This is a genomic window from Brachybacterium sp. Z12, from assembly GCF_014400405.1.
Taxonomy (GTDB): Bacteria; Actinomycetota; Actinomycetes; order Actinomycetales; family Dermabacteraceae; genus Brachybacterium.
On sequence record NZ_CP060496.1, the window covers coordinates 2,000,942 to 2,020,567 of the forward strand.

Here is a 19,626-nt window from a genome sequence, read left to right on the forward strand (position 1 = left end):
CTCAGTACCTCACTCTGGGGTCGATGAGGGCGGCGATTACGTCGACCACGAAGTTTGACAGTGCGACGATCACCGCGAGCATCATGACGATGCCCTGCACGGCCACGTAGTCGCGCGCCTTCATGTACTGGGCGAGCATGTAGCCCAGTCCGTTCCACTCGAAGGTGGTCTCGGTGAGCACGGCGCCGCCGAGCATCATCGCGATCTGCATGCCCATCACGGTGACGATCGGGATCAGTGCGGGCCGCAGCGCGTGGCGTGCGGTGAGCCGGGACTCGGGAACCCCGCGGGAGCGGGCCGACTCGATGTACTGCATCTCCAGGGTGCCGATCATGTTCGTGCGCACCAGGCGCAGGAAGATGCCGCCGGTGAGGATGCCCAGCGCCACCGCCGGCAGGATCGCGTGGGTGACCACATCGCTCAGCAGCTGCATGTTCCCCAGCCGGAGCGCGTCCAGCAGGTAGAACGGAGAGGGGTTCAGGATCGTGCTCATCGTGATCTCGCCACGGGTGGAGATCCTCCCGGCCACCGGCAGCCAGCCCAGACCCACCGAGAACACGAGCTTCAGCAGCAGACCTACGAAGAACACCGGGGTGGCGTAGCCGAGGATCGCGACGATGCGCAGCACCGCATCGGGCCAGCGGTCGCGGGTGCGGGCCGCGATCATGCCCAGCGGCACGCCGAGGAGCAGCGCGACCACCACCGAGTAGGCGACGAGCTCGAAGGTCGCCGCACCGTAGGTGGTGAGGATCTCGGTGACCGGGGTGCGGTCGGTGTAGGTGGTGCCGAAGTCACCGCTCAGCACCCCGCCGAGGTAGTCGAAGTATTGGACGATCAGCGGTCGGTCGTAGCCGGCCTCGGCCCGCCGCGCGGCGAGCTCTGCGGGGGTGAGGCGACCGCCGAGCGCTGCGGTGATCGGGTCGCCGGTGATCCTCATCAGGAAGAACACCACGGTCATCAGGATGAACACGGTGGGGATGATGAGGAGGAAGCGGACCAGGATGTACCGGCCGAGGCCCCCGCGGAGCGCTTGCGCTCCGGTCGGGGGCCGGCTGGGCCTGGAGGTCGTCGTCGAGCTGCGCGGTCACTTCGACAGCGGGGACAGGCGGAACTTGAAGGAGGAATCGAGGGTCACTCCCTGGACCTCGGTGGTCGACACCGCGATCTGTGCGCCCTGCAGCAGCGGCAGGGTCGAGATCTCCTCGGCGACGAGGTCCTGGATCTCGACGAACAGCGCCTCCCGCTCATCCGGATCCTGGGTGCCGCGCTGCTTCGCGATCAGCTCGTCCACCTCGGGGCTCGAGAAGTGGTTGGCCAGGAAGTTCTCGGTGACGAAGAACGGCGAGAGGTAGTTGTCCGCATCCGAGTAGTCCGGGAACCAGCCGAGCTGGTAGGCGGGGTACACGTCGTTGACGCGGTCGTCGGAGTACTGCACCCATTCGGTGGACTTCAGATCGACCTCGAACAGCTCGTCGGCCTCCAGCTGGTTCTTCACCGCGGCGTACTCGTCGCCGGAGGAGTTGCCGTAGTGGTCGGGGTTGTACTGCAGGGACAGGCTCACGGGGATCTCGACCCCGGCGTCCTCGAGCCGCGTGCGGGCACGGTCCGGGTCCGGGCCGCCGGAGCCGTCGCCGTACATGTCCTGGAACTGGGTGCCGGAGCCGGGCAGGCCCTCGGGGATATAGGAGTACAGCGGGGTGTAGGTGTCGTTGTAGACCGAGGTCGCGATCGCCTGGCGGTCCAGCAGGTCCGCGACCGCCTGGCGCACGGCCCGGGCCTTGTCGGCGTCCGGCTCTTCGGTGGACTCTCCGTGGGGGTTGGTGTTGAAGTTGAACACGATGTAGCGGATCTCGCCGCCGGGGCCCTCATGCACGGCGACCGCGTCGTCGCTCTCGAGGTCGGCGATGTCGGTCGCGGACAGCGAACGCCACACGCAGTCGATGTTGCCCTGCTGGATATCGAGCTTCATGTTGTTCTGGTCGGCGTAGTAGGACATCGACACGTTCGCGGTGGCAGGCGTGCCGAAGAGCCCCTTGTAGCCGTCGGCGGCCTCGAAGGTGACCAGCTCGTTGATCTTCCAGCTGGTGATCTTGTACGGACCGGAGAACGCTGCTCCGTCGACGATCTCGGCGTCCGGGAGGATCTCATCGGCCGGGAACACCTCGGCATCGACGATCGGGCCCACCGGGCTGCACAGCACGTAGGGGAAGGTCTGGTCGTTGGGCTCCTTGAGGTGGAACTCGACGGTGAGATCGTCGATGACCTCGACCGATTCGAGGTTCCCCAGCAGGCTCGAGGGTCCGTTGGGGTCCGCGATCGCCAGCTGGCGGTCGAAGGTGTGCTTGACGTCCTCGCTGGTCAGCTCGTTCCCGTTGGCGAAGGTGAGCCCTTCCTGGAGGGTGACGGTGTAGACGTTCTCGCTGGTGAACTCGGCGGACTCGGCCAGGTCGGGCTCGGGCACGCCGTCCTCGGAGCCGATCGAGGTGTTCAGGAGGTATCCGAAGACCTGTGTCCATACGGTCGAGGAGCCGTTGTCGTAGGCGGCCGCGGGGTCGAGCGCGGTGACCTTGTCGGTGGTGCCGACCGTGAGTGCGCCTTCATCGCCGCCGCCGCCACCTCCTCCGCCGCCCCCGCCGCCGCCGTCGGTGGTCTCCGCGCAGGCGGTGAGGAGGACCGGGACCCCGGCCATCGAGAGCAGCACAGCACGGCGCTTGGGGGTGAAGGCGGCATCGAACATGGGGGTCCTCCAGAGGAACGTGACGTGCCGCGGGGTGCCACGGCAGCGTGGGAACCGGGCATCGCATGTGAGGCGACACACCGGGTGGTGTCCCGCACACTAGTCCCGGACAGCGCTCGCTGCACTTCCAGGCGGGCATGACGATGCATGGTGATGGAAATGTGATCACTGCTGAGCGTCACACCGGGCCGCGACTCTGGCTTAGTCTCCGAGGCATGACCATCTCTCCTCTGCTCGCTCCCGATGCCGCGCTCGAGCAGGTCGCCACTGGCGCGACCTGGGCCGAAGGCCCGGTCTGGCTGCCCCGCCGCCGTGCTGTGCGCTTCAGCGACATCCCCTCCGACCGGATCCTCGAGTTCTCGGAGGAGACCGGTGAGCTCACCGTGTTCTCCGAGGGCGTCGAGTTCACCAACGGCCGCACCCTCGATCTGGAGGGGAACGTCGTGGAGTGCTCCCACGGTCGCCGCGCGGTGCAGCGCGACACCGCTGTCGGCCCCGGGGACCAGCACCGCCCCACCACGGTGGTGGACCGCTTCGGCGAGCACCGTCTGAACTCCCCCAATGATGTGGTGGTCGCGTCCGACGGCGCGATCTGGTTCACCGACCCCTCCTACGGGATCAAGCGCCCTGAGGAGGGGCATGCTGGGCAGGAGGAATACGGCGACCGCTATGTGTTCCGGTACGACGAGAGCACCGGCACCCTCACCCCGGTCGTGATCGACGTCGAGGCGCCCAACGGTCTCGCCTTCTCCCCCGACGAGTCGCTGCTGTACGTCGCGGACTCCTCGCTGAGCCCCGCGGACCGGCAGGCGGATACGAGCGCTCGGCCCCGCGGTCACGCGATCCACGTGTATGACGTGATCGAGGGCAGGCACGCGAAGAACGGTCGCCCGCTCACTGACGTCTCCCCGGGCTGCCCGATGGGATCCGGGTGGACGTCGGGGGCCGGATCTGGAGCTCGAGCCTGTCAGGCGTGCAGGTCTTCGCCCCGACCGGTGAGCGGCTGCTGGACCTGCCCGTCCCCGAGAAGGTGGGCAACCTCTGCTTCGGCGGCGAGGACGGGTCCACCCTCTACATCGTCGCGACCACGAGCCTGTACCGGATCCGCACTGCCACCTGCGATGCGAGCAGCTCGAGGCTCCGTGGTCAGAGCGGGTAGGGACCGAAGCGGGACCAGGTGACCACCACCGAGCAGATGGCGAGCACGATCGAGGGCAGCGCGGCCCGGGTGCCGTCACCGCGGCGGATGTGCACGAGCGCCGCGAAGACCATGGTGATCGCCAGGCCTGCGGCGGCCATCGGGACCAGGATCGTGGCGACGCCGGTCAGCGCGGGGATGATCAGGCCGAGCGCTCCGAGGATCTCCAGGGCGCCGATCCCCGGATCACGTTCTGCGGGAAATCCTCGACATAGGGGGTCCGGTCGATCTGCTGGTCACGGGTGCTGATGAGCTTCACGGCCCCCGAACCGGCGAAGACCGCGGCGAGCGCGAAGGCCAGGATCCACAGCAGCATGTTCATCGATGCGACTCCTTCGACGGGGTCTACCAGTATCGCCCGTCGGCGTGCTCCCTGTCACACGATCGCGGTTCTGGTATCAGGTCAGTCCTTAGCGCGGACCAGGCGCTCGTGGCCGCTCTCGGAGAGCTCGGCGATCTCGGCGTTGCCCTTGAGGAAGTCGTTGAAGGACTTGAAGCCGATCGCCTTCTCGCTGAAGGAGGGGTCCATGCGGCGCATGTGGGACTTCACCGCGGAGGCGTGCAACCATTCGCTGTCCCCACGATCGCCCAGCTGGAGTGCGCGCTGGAGGAGGCGGGTCGCCGCCTCCCGGGGATCCTCGGCGGTCTCCTCATCCTCGGCGTCCTCCGCCGCCTCGGCGGCCTCCTCCGCAGCGCGGTCAGCCGCGCGCGCCTTGGCATCGGCGTCGGCGGAGCGCCGGGACCGGGTGCGCCCGCCCCCGCCGCCGCTGCTCTCGCTGTCGCCGGAGTTCTGGACGGCGCCGCTGGACGCCCGGCGGGAGCGGGTCCTCTGCGGCGCCGCGGGCTGCTCGACGCCTGGCAGGTTCTCGTAGGACTCGAACTCGTCGCAGGCCGCGGCGAGGGACTTCGCGGTGGACCCGGCCACGCCCATCGCGATCACGTAGCGGCCCAGGCGGCGGCAGCGCTGGGCGAGGGGGACGTAGTCGGAGTCTCCGGCGACGATCACCACATGCGTGAGGTCGGGCATCAGGTAGAGGTCCTCGACGGTGTCGACCGCGAGCCGGATGTCCGCGCCGTTCTTCGCGTAGGCGGCGGCGGGGAACAGCTGCACGAGGTCCACGGCGCGGGCCACCAGCTGGCTGCGGTAGATGGCATTGACGGGCGAGGACCAATCCGCGTAGGCGCGGGTGAGCATGAGGGAGCCGAAGGAGGCGGCGTAGTCGATGACCGCACCGACGTCGACCGTGGCCTTGGCCAGACGCTCCGCGATCTCCGGCTCGGTGGGGTCCTCCATGATGCGCAGGCGGTCGCGGCTGTAGGCCTGCCGCCCGTGCACTCGGTCGTACCAGGACATGACGATGTTGTCGAAGTCGAGGTAGACGGCGACGCGGGGATCTTGGGACTCTGCCATGCCTCCAGTGTGCCTGGTCGGCGGCGGTGCTGACGACCTCTGGCCGTTCAGCCGGCCTGCGCCCGACCGCCGATCTGCAGCGACTGCCGCCGACGATGCACGGTGAGGTACTCCAGCCCGTCCTCGCCCGCACGGAATCCGCGCACCGTGCGGCGGGGCAGCAGCGCGAGGTCACCCGGGCGCAGCGGCTCCTCGCCCGCGTCCGTGACCAGCACCCCGTGGCCACTCACCACATGGATCAACGTGTCGACCTCCGCCCCGGTGTGCGCCGGGATGGAGTCCCCCGCGGGCAGCCGGATCAGGTTGGAGTCGAGCTCGCGGTCAGGCTCGGCGATGGACCAGACGGCACCGCGGGCGGGCTCGTCGGGCTGCGCGGCAGTGTTGGTGAGGATCGGCATACCCGAACGTACCCGCTGTTCTCAGCGCTCGGGGTGCACGCGTGAGGTGGCGGCTGCGACCAGGTCCGCTGCTGGTCCGCTGAGCCTGCGCGGGCCCCTCCACACCGCGGTCAGCGGTCGGCGCAGGCGCTGCCCGGCGATCGGGACCCGGTGCAGCTGGCCGGCCTCGAGCGGGGCGCGCACCGCGAGCATGCTGAGCACGGCGGGGCCCGCCCCTGAGGCGACCGCGATCCGCACCGCGGCGTTGCTGCCCAGCTCCTGGACCGGTGGGGTGCGGGAGGCCGCGGGCACCAGCTCCTCGAAGGCGTCCCGGGTGCCGGATCCACCCTCACGCACCACCAGCGGGGTCGAGGCGAGCTCGGTGAGCTCGAGCGGCTCTGTGCGCTGTGCCCAGGGGTGCTCGGGGGCGACGACCGCCACCAGCTCGTCCTCCCGCAGGGTCAGGGCATGGACCCCGCGCGGGACGTGCGGCGTCTCGACGAAGCCGACCTGGAGGTGTCCGTCGTGGATTCCGGCCAGCACCTGGGTGGAGTTCAGCACCTCGAGGTCCACCCGCACCCGGGCGCTGGTGCGTCGCATCTCCGTGAGCCAGGCGGGCATCAGATGTTCCGCGATCGTCATGCTCACCCCGACCTTCAGCTCGCGCGCGTCCTCGTCGCGGCTGTGCTGGAGCCAGGCGGTGAACTCCTCGGCGGCCTCGAGCAGCTCGCGGGCATGGGCGGCGTAGAGGAGCCCGGCGGAGGTGGGGCGTGAGCCGCGCGGGTCACGGTCCAGCAGTGCTGTGCCCGCCTGCGCTTCGAGCTGGGCGATCATGCGGCTGGCGTTGGGCTGGTGCATGCCGAGACGCCGTGCGCCTGCGCCGAGGCCTCCCTCGTCGACGACGGCGACGAACAGGGCGAGGGCTTGCAGGTTCGGGAGGGCAGCGGGCATATCAGAATCATATGCCGTGCTCTCGAACTGCTGTCTAGTCGCCGGCCGCGCCGGATGGGACGGTACAGCTCATGTCCGTCATCGCACCTTCTGCTCCCCCGGCCCAGCACACCTCGCCCTGGCCGGGCATCGCGCTCGCACTGGGCGTGGCGGCGGTGTCGATGCTGGCCTCGCAGGTACTGCCGGGCATCAGCGCCCTGGTGATCGCGATCGTGGTGGGGGTGATGGTCGCGAACCTGACCGTGCTCCCGCCCGCGCTCATCGCGGGCACGCAGTTCACGGCCAAGAAGCTGCTGCGTGCGGGCATCGTGCTGCTGGGTCTGCAGGTGGCGCTCGGAGATCTGCTCGCCCTGGGGGCACCGATGCTCGCCGTGGTGGTCGTAGTGGTCACCGTCGGGATCCTCGGCACCGTCGCGATCGGTCGCCTGCTCGGCGTCGAGAAGGGGCTGACGATCCTGGTGGCCTGCGGCTTCTCGATCTGCGGGGCCGCCGCGGTGGCCGCTGCGGCTGGGGTGACCGACCCCGAGGAGGAGCACGAGGAGCGCACGGTCACCGCGATCGCGCTGGTGGTGCTGTGCGGAACGCTGATGATCGCCGCGGTCCCGGCCGTCGCCGCCCTGCTCCAGCTGAGCCCTGAAGCGGCCGGCCTCTGGGCCGGCGCGTCGATCCATGAGGTCGCGCAGGTGGTCGCCGCCGGGGTGCGCTCGGCGGGACGGCGCTGACGCTCGCGGTGATCGTCAAGCTCGCTCGAGTGCTGATGCTCGCGCCGGTGATGGCGACGCTGAGCCTGCAGCAGCGCCGCGAGGGCATGGCCGAGGGGAAGCGGCCTCCCCTGGTGCCGCTGTTCGTGCTCGGCTTCCTGGCGATGGTGGTGCTGCGCTCCGTCGCCCCGCTGCCCGCGCCGGTCCTGGAGATCGGGGCGATGCTGCAGACGGGCCTGCTCGCGGCCGCGATGTTCGCGCTCGGGACGGGTGTAAGGGTGCGCCGGCTGCTGCAGGTGGGGCCGCGGCCCTTCGCGCTCGCAGCGCTGTCGACGCTGCTGGTCGCCTCCCTCGCTCTCGGCGGAGTCCTCCTCGCCACCTGACCCGGACTCTCCCGCATATGCGCCTGTATCATCGCAATCATGACGCAATTGCGGGTTCGGGATGCAGCGCTCTTCCTCGGCGTCAGCGAAGACACTGTCCGCCGCTGGATCGACCGGGGAGCACTCGAGGCGGGCAGCGACGGCGCGGGACGCAAGGTGCTCGAGGGCACCGAGGTCGCCCGGCTCGCCCGCGAGCTGGCGGTCACCCCGGAGGTCCCCGGGGCCACCGGTTCCTCCGCGCGCAACCGCTTCGTAGGTCTGGTGACGCATGTGGTGATGGACACCGTGATGGCGCAGGTCGAGCTGCAGTGCGGGCCCTTCCGCGTGGTGTCCCTGATGAGCAGCGAGGCCGCACGCGAACTGGGACTGGCCCCCGGCAAGGTCGCCAGCGCCGTCGTCAAGGCCACCCAGGTCGTGATCGAGGCGGAGCCCGACCCGTCCAGGGAAGGGGAGCCCGCATGAAGCACCGGGCCCGGCTGGCTGCCGCGGCCGCAGGCGTCATCGTGCTGGCCGCCGGCTGCGCGAGCACCGACAGCACCGAGGAGTCCCTCACGCTGCAGGTCTTCGCCGCCGCCTCCCTGCAGGAACCCTTCGAGGAGCTCGGCGAGCAGTTCGAGGCGCAGCATGAGGGGGTCGAGGTGCAGTTCAATCTCGCAGGCTCCTCCACCCTGGTCGAACAGATCCGGCAGGGCGCCCCGGCAGACGTCTTCGCCTCCGCGGACACCTCGACCATGGACACGCTCGTCGACGCAGGTCTCCACAGCGCCGCTCCCGTGGACTTCACCAGCAACACGCTGATGATCGCGGTCCCGGCGGGCAACCCCGCTGAGGTCTCCGACCTCTCCTCCCTCACCGCTGACAACCTGAACCTCGTCGTCTGCGCGCCCCAGGTCCCGTGCGGCGCAGCGACCGCGACCGTCCAGGAGGCCGCGGGCCTCGAGCTCGCGCCGGTCAGCGAGGAGCAGTCCGTCACCGACGTCCTGCACAAGATCACCAGCGCCGAGGCCGATGCGGGCCTGGTCTACGTCACCGATGTCCTCCGCGCCGGGGACTCCGTGGAGGGCATCGCCTTCCCTGAGGCCGCCAGTGCGGTGAACCGCTACCCGATCACCACGGTGAAGGACGCGGAGAACGCCGAGCTCGGCCAGGAGTTCGTGGACCTCGTCCGGGGCGAGCGGGCAGGCCGTCCTCGAGGAATACGGGTTCACCGCGCCATGAGCACCCTGCCCCGCTGGATGCTGATCCCGGCCCTTTTCGGCGGGCTGTTCGTCCTCCTGCCGCTGGTGTCGATGGCCCTGCAGGTGCGGTGGGAGAACTTCGGAGAGCTGGTCAGCAGCGAGTCCTCGCTCGCCGCGCTCCGACTGAGCCTGCAGACCTCGGCGACCAGCGCGGCGCTCTGCGTGCTGTTCGGCGTGCCGATGTCGCTGCTGCTGGCCCGCTCCGAGTTCCGCGGCCTGACGCTCCTGCGCTCGCTGGTGCTCATCCCCCTGGTGCTGCCGCCGGTGGTGGGTGGCATCGCGCTGCTGCACACCTTCGGCCGACAGGGCCTGCTGGGTAGGCACTTCGAGGTGCTGGGCCTCCAGATCGCCTTCTCCACCACGGCGGTGGTGCTCGCGCAGACCTTCGTGGCTCTGCCCTTCCTGGTGCTCAGCCTCGAGGGAGCGCTGCGCACCGCCGGCACCCGCTACGAGGTGGCGGCGGCCTCTCTCGGCGCGCGACCATCCCGTGTGCTGCTGCAGGTGACGCTGCCGCTGGTGATGCCGGCGCTGCTCTCCGGCACCGTGCTCTCCTTCGCTCGGGCGCTCGGCGAGTTCGGCGCCACGATCACCTTCGCCGGCTCCCTCCAGGGCACCACCCGCACGCTCCCGCTGGAGATCTACCTGCAGCGGGAGAGCGACCCGGAAGCCGCTGTAGCCCTGTCCTTCGTGCTGATGATCGTCGCGGTCCTGGTGATCGCCATCGCCCGGCGCAGGGTGCCGGCATGAGCCTCGCGGTGCGGGCCGTCGTGCCCGAGCGCCGGGTCAACCTCGAGCTCACGGTCGCCGACGGCGAGACCCTCGCCCTGATCGGCCCCAACGGGGCCGGGAAGTCGACAGTACTGTCGCTGATCTCCGGTGCGCTCCGCCCCGCGGGGTCGGAGGTCCGGGTGAGCGGCGAGGTGCTCACCGGCACCGGGCGCCGCTGGGTCCCGCCGCATCTACGGAAGGTCACGACCCTCTCCCAGGACCCGGTGCTGTTCCCGCATCTCACGGCGCGGGCGAACATCATGTTCGGGCTGCGCGCCCAGGGCGTGCCCCGATCGCGGGCCCGTCAGGACGCCGAGCGCTGGCTCACCGAGCTGGGCATCCCCGAGCTCGCGGACCGTCGGCCCGCTTCGCTCTCCGGAGGGCAGGCGCAGCGGGTGGCGGTCGCCCGCGCCCTGGCGGCGGATCCGCGACTGCTGCTGTTGGATGAGCCGATGGCCTCGCTCGACATCGATGTCGCCCCTGCGCTGCGGGAGCAGCTGAGTCGCTTCCTGACCGGTCGCACCGCGGTCATCGTCACCCATGACGTGCTCGATGCGCTCACCCTCGCCGACCGCATCGCCGTGCTCGAGAACGGCCGCCTGATGGAGCACGGCCCGACCGACGAGGTGCTCAGCCGGCCCCGCACCGCGTTCTCCGCCCGCTTCGCCGGACTGAACCTGGTCACCGGACGATGGGACGGGGGCGCCGTCGTTCTGCCCGATGGGACGCGGCTGGCCGTCCATACGGACCTGCCTGCCGGGGCCGAGGTGAACGTCGCCTTCCGCCCCTCGCAGGTGCGCCTGGCCGATGCCGCCGGTCTCCCCCGCACCGTGCGGTCCCTCTCCCCAGCGGCGACTTGGTGCGGGTGCGCACCGAGGACATCGCCGCGGATATCCCGCCCCAGGAGGTCGCCGCGCGCCATCTCGAGCCCGGTGCACGGGTGCTTCTGGAGGTTCCCCCGAGACTGTGACAACCTACTCGGCATGATCGATCTGCGCGCTCTGCAGCGCGAGCTGCGTGCCCGGCACGGCCCGCAGGGCTGGTGGTGGCCCGGCGAGGAGCCCTTCGAGATCGCCGTGGCCGCGATGCTGGTCCAGCGCAGCCGCTGGGAGCAGGCCGCTGCGGCGATCTCGGCGCTGCGCGCGGCAGGGCTGCTCGCTCCCGCACCCCTCGCGGCGGCCGATGAGGAGACCGTCCGCGAGCTGGTGCGTCCTGCGGGCTTCCCCGGACCAAGCCGCGCCGGGTCCAGGCCCTCGCCTGCTGGTGGACCGAGCGCGCCGACGGGGCGGACGCATTGGACGACACGATCCTGCGCGCCGAGCTGCTCGGGATCGAGGGCGTCGGCCAGGAGACGGCCGATGCGATCTCGCTGTACTGCTTCGGCCGTCCCGCCTTCCTGTGCGATGAGTACGCGCGGCGAGTGCTGCGGGACCGCGGCGCCGCGGTGCCGGGAACCTATCCAGCTTTCCGGCACGCCATCCTTCCCGCACTGGACAGCGCGAGCTTCGACGTCCGAGAGCTCGCGGAGCTGCACGGGCTGATCGTAGAAGAGGGGAAGCTCAGAGCTCGCTGAGCAGCACGCTCACTTCCGTGTCGAAGGCGGCGGGGTTCTCGAGGTTCGGGTAGTGGGCGGCTCCGGCGATCTCGACATAGCGGGCCCCGCCGCTCACGGAGTCCGCCAGGCGCCGGCCCATCCGGCGATGATCATCGCCGTCGAGCTCACCGGCGATCGCGAGCACAGGCACATCGATCTGCGGCAGTCGTGCCCAGGTGTCCTCGACCGCGGTCGGCGGCACGGGCGGCAACGGGACACCATCTGGGCCGAGCCGCAGGTGGTGCGCGAGCGTGTCGCGCGCCATCGTGTCGATCAGCTGCCGCACGCCCGGGGTGACGTCCTCGAGCGACCGTCGCGGGCCGGCGGTGAATCGCTGCAGCACGTCGATCCAGACCTCGGGGTCCCCTCCCTGCTCGGCCGCGCTCCAGTCCGCGAAGTTCTGCAGCGCCCAGGGGTCGGTGAACACGGGCTCGCTGGAACCGGTACCCGCCACGACGAGCGCCTCGATCCGCTCCGGGTGCTCGAGCGCGAGATCAACCGCCGTCCCGCCTCCCATGGAGAGGCCGATCGGCACCGCCCGAGCGATCTGGAGGGAGTCCAGGAGGGCGACGACGTCGTCGGCGAGGCGGTAGGGGGCTTCGGCGTCGGAGGACTCGCCGTGGCCCCGGGCGTCCACGGTGAGGACGCGATGGCCGGGGAAGGCGGAGAGCTGAGGGCCCCAGCTGCGCTTGTCCAGCGCGCCGCCGTGGAGGAGCACCAGAACCCTCCCTTCGGAAGGTCCGGAGTCGACATAGGCGATCCGCTGGTCGGGGAGGTCGAGGAACTGCGTCGTCACCATCATGACACCCAAGGTGTCAGACTTCTGTCCATGACGGAACCCCTCCCCCGGATCAGCTCGCCGAGCGCCTCGGCGAGGTCTACGTCGCACTCGGGCCGGTATATCGTCGCGTGGCCCGCATCGTGGCGCACGACGAGGAGCTCAGCGGCCTCTCGGTCGGGGTGCGCAACGTGCTGGACCAGCTGCGGCGCGGCGGGGACCGCACCGTCCCACAGCTCGCCCGCGCCCAGGAGCTGAGCCGCCAGTTCACCCAGCGGATGGTGGACGACGCGCTCGCGCACGGGCAGGTGGAGCTGGTGGAGAATCCGGCGCATCGGCGCTCCCACCTGGTGCGTCTGACCCCGGAGGGCGGGCGCGCCATCGATGCCGTGACCGCGAGGGAGCAGGCCCTGCTCCGCCGCGTCGGCGGGGATCTCACCGGCTCCGAGCTGACCGCGACCCTGCGGGTGCTGCACCACATGGAGCTCGCGCTGATCGAGGTCGAGAAGGGCACCACCCCGTGACGACCGCATGATCCGGCCCACGCAGGAGAGGGACGCAGGCCGCACCCGGCGCGGACTCTCAGGTGGTCGAGCGCACCGCCAGCTCCGGGCACAGCACGACCTGCTGCTCGACGTCCCGGCCGGCGATCAGGTCCAGCAGCATCGTCGCGCCGAGCTCGGCGAGATGACGGCCGGGGTTGATCACGGTGGTCAGCGAGATGGTGTCATCGGCGGCGGAGGCGATGTCGTCGAAGCCGATCACCGCGACATCCTCCGGCACCCGCATGCCCTGCCCCTCGAGCTTCTTCAGCGCCCCCAGTGCCATCAGGTCGCTGCTGGCGAAGAGGGCGTCGAAGCGGGTCCCGGACTCCAGCAGCGCTGAGGTCTCCCTTTCGCCTGAGGCGAGGGTGAAGTCCCCGAAGGACAGCCAAGCAGGCTCGATCCCTGCGTCGGCCAGCTCCTTCTCGAACCCTTCCCGACGGTCGACCGCCGCCGGCATGTCCTGGGGACCGCAGACCATCGCGATCCGGCGCCGTCCTCGTTCGATGAGATGCCGGGCGGCAAGACGCCCGCCCGCGATGTTGTCGAGATCCACGAAGGGTGCCGGGAGCCCCTCCGGCGGGCGCCCGATGAACACCACGGGCACCGCGGCTTCCTGGAGCAGCTCGACCGAGAGGTCCCCCTCGTGGTGCGAGACCACCAGCAGGCCGTCGGCGTGCCCGCCCCGCAGGAAGCGGCGGGTGCGGGCATGGTCCTCCGGGCTGGAGAGGACCAGCAGCAGCTGCTTGTCGCTCACGTCCAGCCCGGCGGTCACCCCGGAGATGGCGCTGACGAAGAAGGGATCGGTGAACACCCGCGACTCGTGCTCGGGCACGATCAGCGCGACAGCGCCGGTCTGCCGGCTGGCGAGGCTGCGTGCCGCGTTGTTCGGCACATAACCCAGTTCTCGCACCGCCTGTTCGACCTTCGCGACCTTGTCCCGGCGCACCTGCACGTCCCCGCGCACCACGCGGGAGACGGTGGCACGGGAGACCCCGGCCACGTGGGCCACGTCCTCCAGGGTGGCGCCCCGGCCGAGGGGCCCGGAGCTGTCGAGCTCGTCGAGTTTGCCCATGCCCGTGTCTCCCCTCAGCCCTTGACCGCGCCCTGCATGATGCCCTGGACCAGCTGCCGGCCGGCCAGGAGGAACAGCAGCAGCAGCGGGATCACGGAGATCACCACACCGGACATGATCAATGAGTAGTCCTTGAAGTAGGAGGCCTGCAGCTGCTGCAGCGCCACCGGGAGGGTGAGGCTGTCGCCGCGCAGGATGATGAAGGGCCAGAAGAAGTTGGTCCACGATCCCACGAAGGTGAACAGGAACAGCATCGCACCGGCGCCCCGGGCCGCGGGCAGCGCGACATGCCAGTAGGTGCGCATGAGGCTGCAGCCGTCCACCCGAGCCGCCTCGATGAGTTCGAAGGGCAGGGCGTCCTCGAGGTACTGGGTCATCCAGAACACGCCGAAGGCGGTGACCAGGCCGGGGATGATGACGGCCTTGAGGTCTCCGACCCAGCCGATCTTCGCCATGATGATGAACAGCGGGATCACGCCGAGCTGCACCGGCACCGCCATGGTGGCGATGACGAAGACCAGCAGGCCCCGACGCCCTCGGAAGCGCAGTTTGGAGAAGGCGAACCCGGCCAGGGTCGCGAAGAACACGACCGACAGCGAGGTCACCGTCGCCACGAAGACCGAGTTGAGCATCGCCGACCAGAAATTGATGTCGGAGGCGATCACCTCGCGCATATTCGACAGCAGGTTCCCCTGCGGCAGCAGGGAGGGCAGCGGGTTGCGGGCGATGGAGCCTGCGTCGGAGGAGGCCAGCAGCAGCGCGTAGTAGAGCGGGAAGAACGAGATCGCCAGGACGATGCCGAGGAGGACGTAGTTCCACCAGTGGGGGCGAGCGTCGGCACCTCCCCCGCCCTTGAGGCGACGGCGCGCGGCTCGGGCCGCGCCCTTGCCGGCGAACTGTTCGATGGCAGCGGTCGATTGCATGGTCATTGCTCCTTACCGCGAGCTCTTGGCGGGGCCGCCGGCATTCGCGATGCGGCGAGTGATGAAGAAGTTGAGGATGCCGAAGGCGAGGATGATGAGGAACAGCAGCCAGGCCACGGCCGAGGCGCGTCCGAAGGCGACCTGCGGCCCCCAGCCGAGCTCGTAGAGGTACATCGTCATCGTCATCCACTGGCGTGAGGCGCCGCCCTGGCCACCGGTGTCGAACATGCGGGGCTCGTCGAAGATCTGCAGGCCACCGATGGTGGAGGTGATGACGACGAACACGATGGTGGGGCGCAGCATCGGCACGGTGACGTGCCAGAACCGCTTCATCCGCCCGGTGCCGTCGATGATCGCGGCCTCATAGATCTCGCGCGGGACCGCCTGCATGGCGGCCAGGAAGATCAGGGCGTTGTACCCGGTCCAGCGGAAGTTCACCATGGTGGCGATCGCGACATGCGAGGCGAGCGCGTCCGAGTGCCAGCCGACGGCGGGCAGGTTGATCGCGGTCAGCGCACCATTCACGATGCCGGAGCTGTCGGCGAAGATCTTCGCGAAGATCAGCGAGACGGCGACGGGCGCGACGACGAACGGCACCAGCACGCCCATGCGCCAGAACGTCTTCGCGCGCAGGTTCGCATCGAGCACGTACGCGATGAGGATCGCAGCGATCACCTGCGGCACGGAGGACAGGATGAAGATCGAGAAGGTGTTGCGCAGCGCCTTGTAGAAGCTGTCGGTGCCGAGCACGAATTCGAAGTTCGCCAGGCCCACGAAGTCGCCCTGACCACGGATCAGGTCCCAGTCGTGCAGCGACACCCATGCGGTGTACAGGATGGGGAACAGCCCGGTGATGATGAACAGCACGAAGAACGGGCTGATGAACAGGAACGGCGTGAACCGCATGTCCAGGCGCGTCAGGGCAGTGCGCCAGGCGGGCCGCGGACGGCGCGGCGCGGGGCCCGAGTCGGGTGTGGGCCGGACGAGCCGGGGCTCGCCTCGGGCCGGGGGTCGGGCGGATCGAAGTGGTCACCGGGTTCCTTTCGGCAGGACCTCACGACGGGCGGCGGCTCCTGCGGGAGCGAGCCGCCGCCCGTCGCATGCGGTCAGCGGATGGGCTGGGTCAGAGACCCAGCTCGTCGTAGGCGGTCAGCGCCTGCTCCCAGGACTCCGCGGGGTCCATGCCGTCGACGTCCCAACGGGTGATGGCATCGGACACGACCGTGTTGATGACGAAGAAGTTCGGCCCCATGAACGGCTGCACGTCGATCGCGGTGGCGCGCTCGGAGTAGATCTCGCCGACGGGGGCGTCGTTGAAGAACTCGTTGACGTCGCTGGTCACGCCTTCGTCGGCGAGGGCGTCGACCTGGCTGGGGAAGGCCCCGACGGCCTGGAACGCGACGACCTGCTGCTCGGGCGCGGTGAGCCACGCAGCGAGCTTCTTCGCCGCCTCGATGTTCTCGCCCTGGGAGGGGACGGCCAGGTAGGAGCCGCCCCAGTTCCCTCCGCCGCCGGGGAAGACATCGGCGATGTCCCAGCCCTCGACGCCGTCGGCGTTGCCTGCCAGCAGGGCCCATCATCCAGGGCGGGCAGAGCATGGTGGCGAAGCCGTCGGACTGGAACGCGGCGGTCCAGTCCTCCTCCCACTGCTTGAACCCGGCGGAGACGTCCGCGAACTCCACCAGGAGGTCGTAGATGGCCTTGACGTCGGTGTTCTCCGCGAGCGGGACGGGGGTGCCGTCGGCCGTCTCGTAGGGGTGGGTGAGCTGCTGGACCATGCCGTTGTAGGTGCCGCCGGCACCGTCGAACCACGGGATGCCGGTGTCCTCGACGAACTGCCGACCAGCCTCGAAGTAGGTGCGCCAGTCACCGGCGAGCTTCTCCGCGAGCTCGGTGCGGTCGCTGGGCAGCTCGCTCTTGCCGAGGAGGTCCCCGCGGTAAGCGAGAGCCTCGGGGCCGATGTCGGTGCCGTAGCCGATGAGCTTGCCGTCGATCGTGGCGGCGTCGACCTTCCAGTCGAGCCAGCGGCCCTCGACCGACGGATCGGCGAGGTCCTCAAAGATGTCCGAGTACTCGGCGAGCTCGGCCCACCAGCCGACCTCGACACCCTCGACATCCCCCAGGCCCGAACCGGCGGCGAGCCCGGTCATGAGGTTCGCTCGGGCATCATCGCTGGTTGCGGCTTTCTTATGCGTGATCTTGACGCCGGGGTTCTCTTCCTCGTACTTCGCGAAGAGCTCCTCGTAGCCGAATTCGTTGAAGGTGGCGACGGTCAGCGAGACGTCGTCACCCTCTCCGCCTCCGCCTCCGCCGGAGCTGCTCCCGCATCCCGCGATCGCGGCGGTGGCGGCGGTCGCGGCCGAGGCTGCCAGGGCTGACCTGCGCGTGATCTTCATGGTGAACTCCTTCGTTCTTTTGCTGCGATGTGGATCTGAGAGCGCTCTCTTCAAGGGCTAGTTCTGAGAGCGCTCTCAGAAGGGATGTTCGCCACAGTACACCAGCACGTCAGTTCCGTAGGTCTCGATACGGTCTCGCCCTGCCAGCCCCGGCAGGGTTCACGAACGGCGCCTTTGCCCCGGCCCTCCCCGGACAGCAGAAGGGCCCCACCAGCCGGTGGGGCCCTTCTGACGAGTCACTGTCTCACGGTTTCTCGAGTGGAGCTACGGGGATTCGAACCCCGGACCTCTTCCATGCCATGGAAGCGCGCTACCAACTGCGCCATAGCCCCTCATCGGGTGCCGCCCGCAGGCGACTCGTCGATATTACCCCGCTCCTGACCTCAGGTGAAATCCGGGGCCAGGTTGTGTGACACCAACCTCATCAGCCCGTCCGCGGGCTCGCCGATGAGCGGCTCGAGCACGGATCGGTGGCAGTTCTCGAGCCCCGCGAGGCCCCGGAAACCGTTCGTGTCCAGGCCCAGCAGCGCGGTGATGCCGAGGGTGATCGCCGCTCCATGCGCCACCACCATCACGGTGCCGCCGTTATGCTCGGCCACCAGCTTGCGGCAGGCCGCGGCGACCCGCTCCCCCACCACGGGCCGATCCTCGACGTCGAGGCCGAGCACCGGCCGGTGCGCACGCCAGTCCGCGTGCTCCGCGGGCCAGCGGTGCTTGATCTCCTCGCCCTTGAGACCTTCCCAGCGGCCGAATCCGCGCTCGAGGAAGGCCTCGTCGGTGGTGACCTCGAGGCCGGTGTCCCGGGAGATGATGCGCGCGGTCTCGAGCGCCCGCCCGAGCGGCGAGGCGACGATGACAGCCGGCGGATCCGCAGCGACCGTGTCGGCGAGGGATTCCGCCTGCCGGATCCCGGTCGCATTCAACGGGATGTCGACCTGTCCCTGCAGGCGGCCTTCACGGTTGTAATCGGTCTGACCGTGGCGCACCAGGATCAGACGTGCACGAGGGGCCCTCACTCCGAGCGGGCCTGGTCGGTCTGCAGATCGATGACGGGGGCATCGCGCCACAGCCGTTCGAGCGCATAGAAGGCACGGTCCTCGGCATGCTGGACGTGCACGACGATGTCTCCGTAGTCCAGCAGCACCCAGCGGGCGTCCCGCTCGCCCTCGCGGCGCAGCGGCTTGCGGCGACGCTCCGTCAGCAGCACCTCCTCGATGCCGTCGACGATCGCGGAGACCTGACGCTCGGAGTCCCCGCTGCACACGAGGAAGACGTCGGTGATCACCACCAGCTCGGAGACATCTAGCCCGATGACCTCCTGTGCGAACTTGTCGACGGCGGCCTGCGCGGCGACACGGGAGAGATCGAGGGATTCTTCAGGAGCGCTCACGCGGCAGCTTCCTCCAGGACGGGATGGTCGATGAACAGATCCAACAGGGCGGCGTCCGCGGCGGACGCCGCTGAGGGGCCGATGACCCCGGTCAGCAGCAGGGCGACCAGCACGATGATCGCGACCGCGATGAGGGCCCACACCAACCACACCAGGGCGCGGCCGCCGGAGCGCTCAGGGCGATGGAGCACCTTCCCGTCGAAGCGCGGCGCAGGGCGCGGCTCGGGGGCCTCGGTGACGGAGAGCTCACCGAGCTCCACCCCGTCGTGGTCGTGCGTCAGCGTGCTCGTGCTCCCGCCCTCGGCGGTCGCCGGCGCGGCATCGCCACCCGGCGTCGGCTCCTCGCTGAGCTCGATGATCCGGGCGCGGCGCCCGAACTTGCGCAGGGCAGGTCGCTGGGCGTCGGCGGTCGGAGGTGCCACGGCTCCCCTCACTCCAGGCGCGGACTGCGGCTCGCGCGTGGTCTCCATGGTTGCGCGTGCTTCCAGTGCGGCGCTCTCCTCGGGGCTGAGCTCACGGGCGCGGCGTCCGCGCCGTGGAGTGGTCTCGGGCTCGGTCATCGGCCGTCACCTCCTGTATAGAGGGCGTACTTGTTGATGTATTGGACGACGCCATCGGGGACCAGGTACCAGACCGGTGCGCCGGCCGCCACCCGCGTGCGGCAGTCGGTCGAGCTGATCGCCATCGCAGGGACCTCGATGAGGGTGACGCCGTCATCCGGCAGGCCCGAGGTGTCGAGCTCGTGACCCGGCCGGGTGACCCCGACGAAATGGGCCAGCTCGAAGATCTCCTCGGTGTCCTTCCAGGTCAGGATGTTCTGCAGCGCATCCGCGCCGGTGATGAAGAACAGGTCCGCTTCCGGCTGCTCGCGGTGCAGGTCCCGCAGCGTGTCGATCGTGTAGGTCGCGCCCGGACGGTCGACATCCACGCGCGAGACCGTGAACACGGGGTTCGCGGCGGTGGCCACGACCGTCATCAGATAGCGGTGCTCCGGATCGGAGATCTCCCGATCTTCCTTCTGCCAGGGCCTGCCGGTGGGGACGAAGACGACCTCGTCGAGCGCGAAGACGCTCTGGACCTCGCTCGCGGCGACGAGGTGGCCGTGATGGATGGGATCGAATGTCCCGCCCATCACACCGATCCGGCGTCGCTGCAGCTCCACGA

23 protein-coding genes, 1 tRNA gene and 2 pseudogenes are annotated in these 19,626 nt (G+C 69.7%); 9 read left to right on the forward strand and 17 right to left on the reverse strand.

Going from position 1 to position 19,626, the window contains the following annotated elements:
• Nucleotide 1: 1 nt before the first annotated feature.
• Nucleotides 2-970 carry an ABC transporter permease gene (locus tag H3H54_RS10600; protein ID WP_395962623.1) on the reverse strand — a complete coding sequence of 323 codons (969 nt, stop codon included), beginning with the start codon at nucleotides 968-970 and terminating at the stop codon, nucleotides 2-4.
• A 114-nt stretch (nucleotides 971-1,084) separates the two neighbouring features.
• Nucleotides 1,085-2,737, reverse strand: a complete 1,653-nt coding sequence (locus H3H54_RS10605; protein WP_262423871.1) for an ABC transporter substrate-binding protein — start codon at nucleotides 2,735-2,737, stop codon at nucleotides 1,085-1,087.
• A gap of 215 nt (nucleotides 2,738-2,952) precedes the next feature.
• Here H3H54_RS10605 and H3H54_RS10610 point away from each other — a divergent pair.
• Both H3H54_RS10610 and H3H54_RS10615 read left to right on the forward strand, forming a co-directional pair.
• Nucleotides 2,953-3,465, forward strand: a pseudogene (locus H3H54_RS10610) (SMP-30/gluconolactonase/LRE family protein); the annotation flags it as partial.
• A 203-nt stretch (nucleotides 3,466-3,668) separates the two neighbouring features.
• On the forward strand, nucleotides 3,669-3,896 hold the full coding sequence (locus H3H54_RS10615) for an SMP-30/gluconolactonase/LRE family protein (protein WP_262426457.1): 228 nt from the start codon (nucleotides 3,669-3,671) through the stop codon (nucleotides 3,894-3,896).
• On the opposite strand, the gene H3H54_RS10620 is transcribed toward H3H54_RS10615, so the two are convergent.
• The 5 genes from H3H54_RS10620 to H3H54_RS10640 form a co-directional block, all read right to left on the reverse strand.
• On the reverse strand, nucleotides 3,884-4,114 hold the full coding sequence (locus tag H3H54_RS10620) for a DoxX family protein (RefSeq protein WP_316249210.1): 231 nt from the start codon (nucleotides 4,112-4,114) through the stop codon (nucleotides 3,884-3,886). The two genes, H3H54_RS10615 and H3H54_RS10620, sit on opposite strands and share 13 nt — an antisense overlap.
• Complete coding sequence (locus tag H3H54_RS10625) at nucleotides 4,078-4,257, reverse strand: hypothetical protein (RefSeq protein WP_262423872.1); 180 nt, start codon at nucleotides 4,255-4,257, stop codon at nucleotides 4,078-4,080. The genes H3H54_RS10620 and H3H54_RS10625 overlap by 37 nt, the downstream gene beginning before the upstream one ends.
• 81 nt (nucleotides 4,258-4,338) lie before the next feature.
• Nucleotides 4,339-5,346: an NYN domain-containing protein gene (locus tag H3H54_RS10630; protein ID WP_262423873.1), complete on the reverse strand. Its 1,008-nt coding sequence runs from the start codon at nucleotides 5,344-5,346 to the stop codon at nucleotides 4,339-4,341.
• 47 nt (nucleotides 5,347-5,393) lie between these two features.
• Nucleotides 5,394-5,744, reverse strand: a complete 351-nt coding sequence (locus H3H54_RS10635; RefSeq protein WP_262423874.1) for a cupin domain-containing protein — start codon at nucleotides 5,742-5,744, stop codon at nucleotides 5,394-5,396.
• Nucleotides 5,745-5,765: 21 nt separating this feature from the next.
• Nucleotides 5,766-6,674 (reverse strand): LysR family transcriptional regulator, encoded by a 909-nt coding sequence (locus H3H54_RS10640; RefSeq protein WP_262423875.1) that lies wholly within the window; start codon nucleotides 6,672-6,674, stop codon nucleotides 5,766-5,768.
• 71 nt (nucleotides 6,675-6,745) lie between these two features.
• Between H3H54_RS10640 and H3H54_RS18935 the strand changes: the two genes are divergently transcribed.
• From H3H54_RS18935 to H3H54_RS10665, 6 genes and pseudogenes are all read left to right on the forward strand, one after another.
• Nucleotides 6,746-7,396, forward strand: coding sequence for a putative sulfate exporter family transporter (locus H3H54_RS18935; protein WP_316249010.1), 651 nt, complete (start codon nucleotides 6,746-6,748; stop codon nucleotides 7,394-7,396).
• Between the two features lie 8 nt (nucleotides 7,397-7,404).
• Nucleotides 7,405-7,758, forward strand: a complete 354-nt coding sequence (locus H3H54_RS18940; RefSeq protein WP_316249011.1) for a putative sulfate exporter family transporter — start codon at nucleotides 7,405-7,407, stop codon at nucleotides 7,756-7,758.
• Nucleotides 7,759-7,797: 39 nt separating this feature from the next.
• On the forward strand, nucleotides 7,798-8,220 hold the full coding sequence (locus tag H3H54_RS10650) for a molybdopterin-binding protein (protein WP_262423876.1): 423 nt from the start codon (nucleotides 7,798-7,800) through the stop codon (nucleotides 8,218-8,220).
• Nucleotides 8,217-8,879: pseudogene (gene modA, locus H3H54_RS10655) on the forward strand (molybdate ABC transporter substrate-binding protein); the annotation flags it as partial. The gene H3H54_RS10650 and the pseudogene modA, both read left to right, overlap by 4 nt.
• 93 nt (nucleotides 8,880-8,972) lie before the next feature.
• Nucleotides 8,973-9,743, forward strand: a complete 771-nt coding sequence (locus H3H54_RS10660) for an ABC transporter permease (RefSeq protein WP_262423877.1) — start codon at nucleotides 8,973-8,975, stop codon at nucleotides 9,741-9,743.
• Entirely contained in the window at nucleotides 9,740-11,305 is a 1,566-nt protein-coding gene (locus H3H54_RS10665; protein ID WP_262423878.1) for an ATP-binding cassette domain-containing protein, read from the forward strand. The genes H3H54_RS10660 and H3H54_RS10665 overlap by 4 nt, the downstream gene beginning before the upstream one ends.
• Before the next feature lie 18 nt (nucleotides 11,306-11,323).
• On the opposite strand, the gene H3H54_RS10670 is transcribed toward H3H54_RS10665, so the two are convergent.
• Nucleotides 11,324-12,160: an alpha/beta fold hydrolase gene (locus H3H54_RS10670; protein ID WP_262423879.1), complete on the reverse strand. Its 837-nt coding sequence runs from the start codon at nucleotides 12,158-12,160 to the stop codon at nucleotides 11,324-11,326.
• Between the two features lie 107 nt (nucleotides 12,161-12,267).
• On the opposite strand from H3H54_RS10670, the gene H3H54_RS10675 reads away from it, so the two are divergent.
• Entirely contained in the window at nucleotides 12,268-12,660 is a 393-nt protein-coding gene (locus tag H3H54_RS10675) for a MarR family winged helix-turn-helix transcriptional regulator (RefSeq protein WP_262423880.1), read from the forward strand.
• Between the two features lie 58 nt (nucleotides 12,661-12,718).
• Here H3H54_RS10675 and H3H54_RS10680 read toward each other — a convergent pair whose 3' ends face one another.
• The 9 genes from H3H54_RS10680 to nadD form a co-directional block, all read right to left on the reverse strand.
• On the reverse strand, nucleotides 12,719-13,753 hold the full coding sequence (locus H3H54_RS10680) for a LacI family DNA-binding transcriptional regulator (protein WP_262423881.1): 1,035 nt from the start codon (nucleotides 13,751-13,753) through the stop codon (nucleotides 12,719-12,721).
• Between the two features lie 14 nt (nucleotides 13,754-13,767).
• Nucleotides 13,768-14,676 carry a carbohydrate ABC transporter permease gene (locus H3H54_RS10685; RefSeq protein ID WP_262426459.1) on the reverse strand — a complete coding sequence of 303 codons (909 nt, stop codon included), beginning with the start codon at nucleotides 14,674-14,676 and terminating at the stop codon, nucleotides 13,768-13,770.
• Nucleotides 14,677-14,688: 12 nt separating this feature from the next.
• On the reverse strand, nucleotides 14,689-15,582 hold the full coding sequence (locus H3H54_RS10690; RefSeq protein WP_395962630.1) for a carbohydrate ABC transporter permease: 894 nt from the start codon (nucleotides 15,580-15,582) through the stop codon (nucleotides 14,689-14,691).
• Nucleotides 15,583-15,799: 217 nt separating this feature from the next.
• Nucleotides 15,800-16,246, reverse strand: a complete 447-nt coding sequence (locus tag H3H54_RS18945) for an extracellular solute-binding protein (protein WP_316249211.1) — start codon at nucleotides 16,244-16,246, stop codon at nucleotides 15,800-15,802.
• A gap of 1,085 nt (nucleotides 16,247-17,331) precedes the next feature.
• A tRNA-Ala gene (locus H3H54_RS10700) sits at nucleotides 17,332-17,404 on the reverse strand.
• A gap of 51 nt (nucleotides 17,405-17,455) precedes the next feature.
• The gene (locus H3H54_RS10705) at nucleotides 17,456-18,088 is read right to left on the reverse strand and encodes a histidine phosphatase family protein (RefSeq protein WP_262423882.1); all 633 of its coding nucleotides are present in this window, start codon (nucleotides 18,086-18,088) and stop codon (nucleotides 17,456-17,458) included.
• Nucleotides 18,085-18,462, reverse strand: a complete 378-nt coding sequence (gene rsfS / locus H3H54_RS10710; RefSeq protein ID WP_262423883.1) for a ribosome silencing factor — start codon at nucleotides 18,460-18,462, stop codon at nucleotides 18,085-18,087. The genes H3H54_RS10705 and rsfS overlap by 4 nt, the downstream gene beginning before the upstream one ends.
• Nucleotides 18,459-19,022 carry a hypothetical protein gene (locus tag H3H54_RS10715; RefSeq protein ID WP_262423884.1) on the reverse strand — a complete coding sequence of 188 codons (564 nt, stop codon included), beginning with the start codon at nucleotides 19,020-19,022 and terminating at the stop codon, nucleotides 18,459-18,461. The genes rsfS and H3H54_RS10715 overlap by 4 nt, the downstream gene beginning before the upstream one ends.
• Complete coding sequence (gene nadD / locus H3H54_RS10720; RefSeq protein WP_262423885.1) at nucleotides 19,019-19,624, reverse strand: nicotinate-nucleotide adenylyltransferase; 606 nt, start codon at nucleotides 19,622-19,624, stop codon at nucleotides 19,019-19,021. The genes H3H54_RS10715 and nadD overlap by 4 nt, the downstream gene beginning before the upstream one ends.
• Nucleotides 19,625-19,626 lie beyond the last annotated feature (2 nt).

What these genes read in the sequence shown, in the direction of transcription:
- H3H54_RS10605 (WP_262423871.1), bottom strand. Translation starts at nt 2,737, where the DNA reads ATGTTCGATGCCGCCTTCACCCCCAAGCGCCGTGCTGTGCTGCTCTCG.
- H3H54_RS10625 (WP_262423872.1), bottom strand. Translation starts at nt 4,257, where the DNA reads ATGAACATGCTGCTGTGGATCCTGGCCTTCGCGCTCGCCGCGGTCTTC.
- H3H54_RS10630 (WP_262423873.1), bottom strand. Translation starts at nt 5,346, where the DNA reads ATGGCAGAGTCCCAAGATCCCCGCGTCGCCGTCTACCTCGACTTCGAC.
- H3H54_RS10635 (WP_262423874.1), bottom strand. Translation starts at nt 5,744, where the DNA reads ATGCCGATCCTCACCAACACTGCCGCGCAGCCCGACGAGCCCGCCCGC.
- H3H54_RS10640 (WP_262423875.1), bottom strand. Translation starts at nt 6,674, where the DNA reads ATGCCCGCTGCCCTCCCGAACCTGCAAGCCCTCGCCCTGTTCGTCGCC.
- H3H54_RS18935 (WP_316249010.1), top strand. Translation starts at nt 6,746, where the DNA reads ATGTCCGTCATCGCACCTTCTGCTCCCCCGGCCCAGCACACCTCGCCC.
- H3H54_RS10650 (WP_262423876.1), top strand. Translation starts at nt 7,798, where the DNA reads ATGACGCAATTGCGGGTTCGGGATGCAGCGCTCTTCCTCGGCGTCAGC.
- H3H54_RS10660 (WP_262423877.1), top strand. Translation starts at nt 8,973, where the DNA reads ATGAGCACCCTGCCCCGCTGGATGCTGATCCCGGCCCTTTTCGGCGGG.
- H3H54_RS10665 (WP_262423878.1), top strand. Translation starts at nt 9,740, where the DNA reads ATGAGCCTCGCGGTGCGGGCCGTCGTGCCCGAGCGCCGGGTCAACCTC.
- H3H54_RS10670 (WP_262423879.1), bottom strand. Translation starts at nt 12,160, where the DNA reads ATGATGGTGACGACGCAGTTCCTCGACCTCCCCGACCAGCGGATCGCC.
- H3H54_RS10680 (WP_262423881.1), bottom strand. Translation starts at nt 13,753, where the DNA reads ATGGGCAAACTCGACGAGCTCGACAGCTCCGGGCCCCTCGGCCGGGGC.
- H3H54_RS10685 (WP_262426459.1), bottom strand. Translation starts at nt 14,676, where the DNA reads ATGCAATCGACCGCTGCCATCGAACAGTTCGCCGGCAAGGGCGCGGCC.
- H3H54_RS10690 (WP_395962630.1), bottom strand. Translation starts at nt 15,582, where the DNA reads ATGCGGTTCACGCCGTTCCTGTTCATCAGCCCGTTCTTCGTGCTGTTC.
- H3H54_RS10715 (WP_262423884.1), bottom strand. Translation starts at nt 19,022, where the DNA reads ATGACCGAGCCCGAGACCACTCCACGGCGCGGACGCCGCGCCCGTGAG.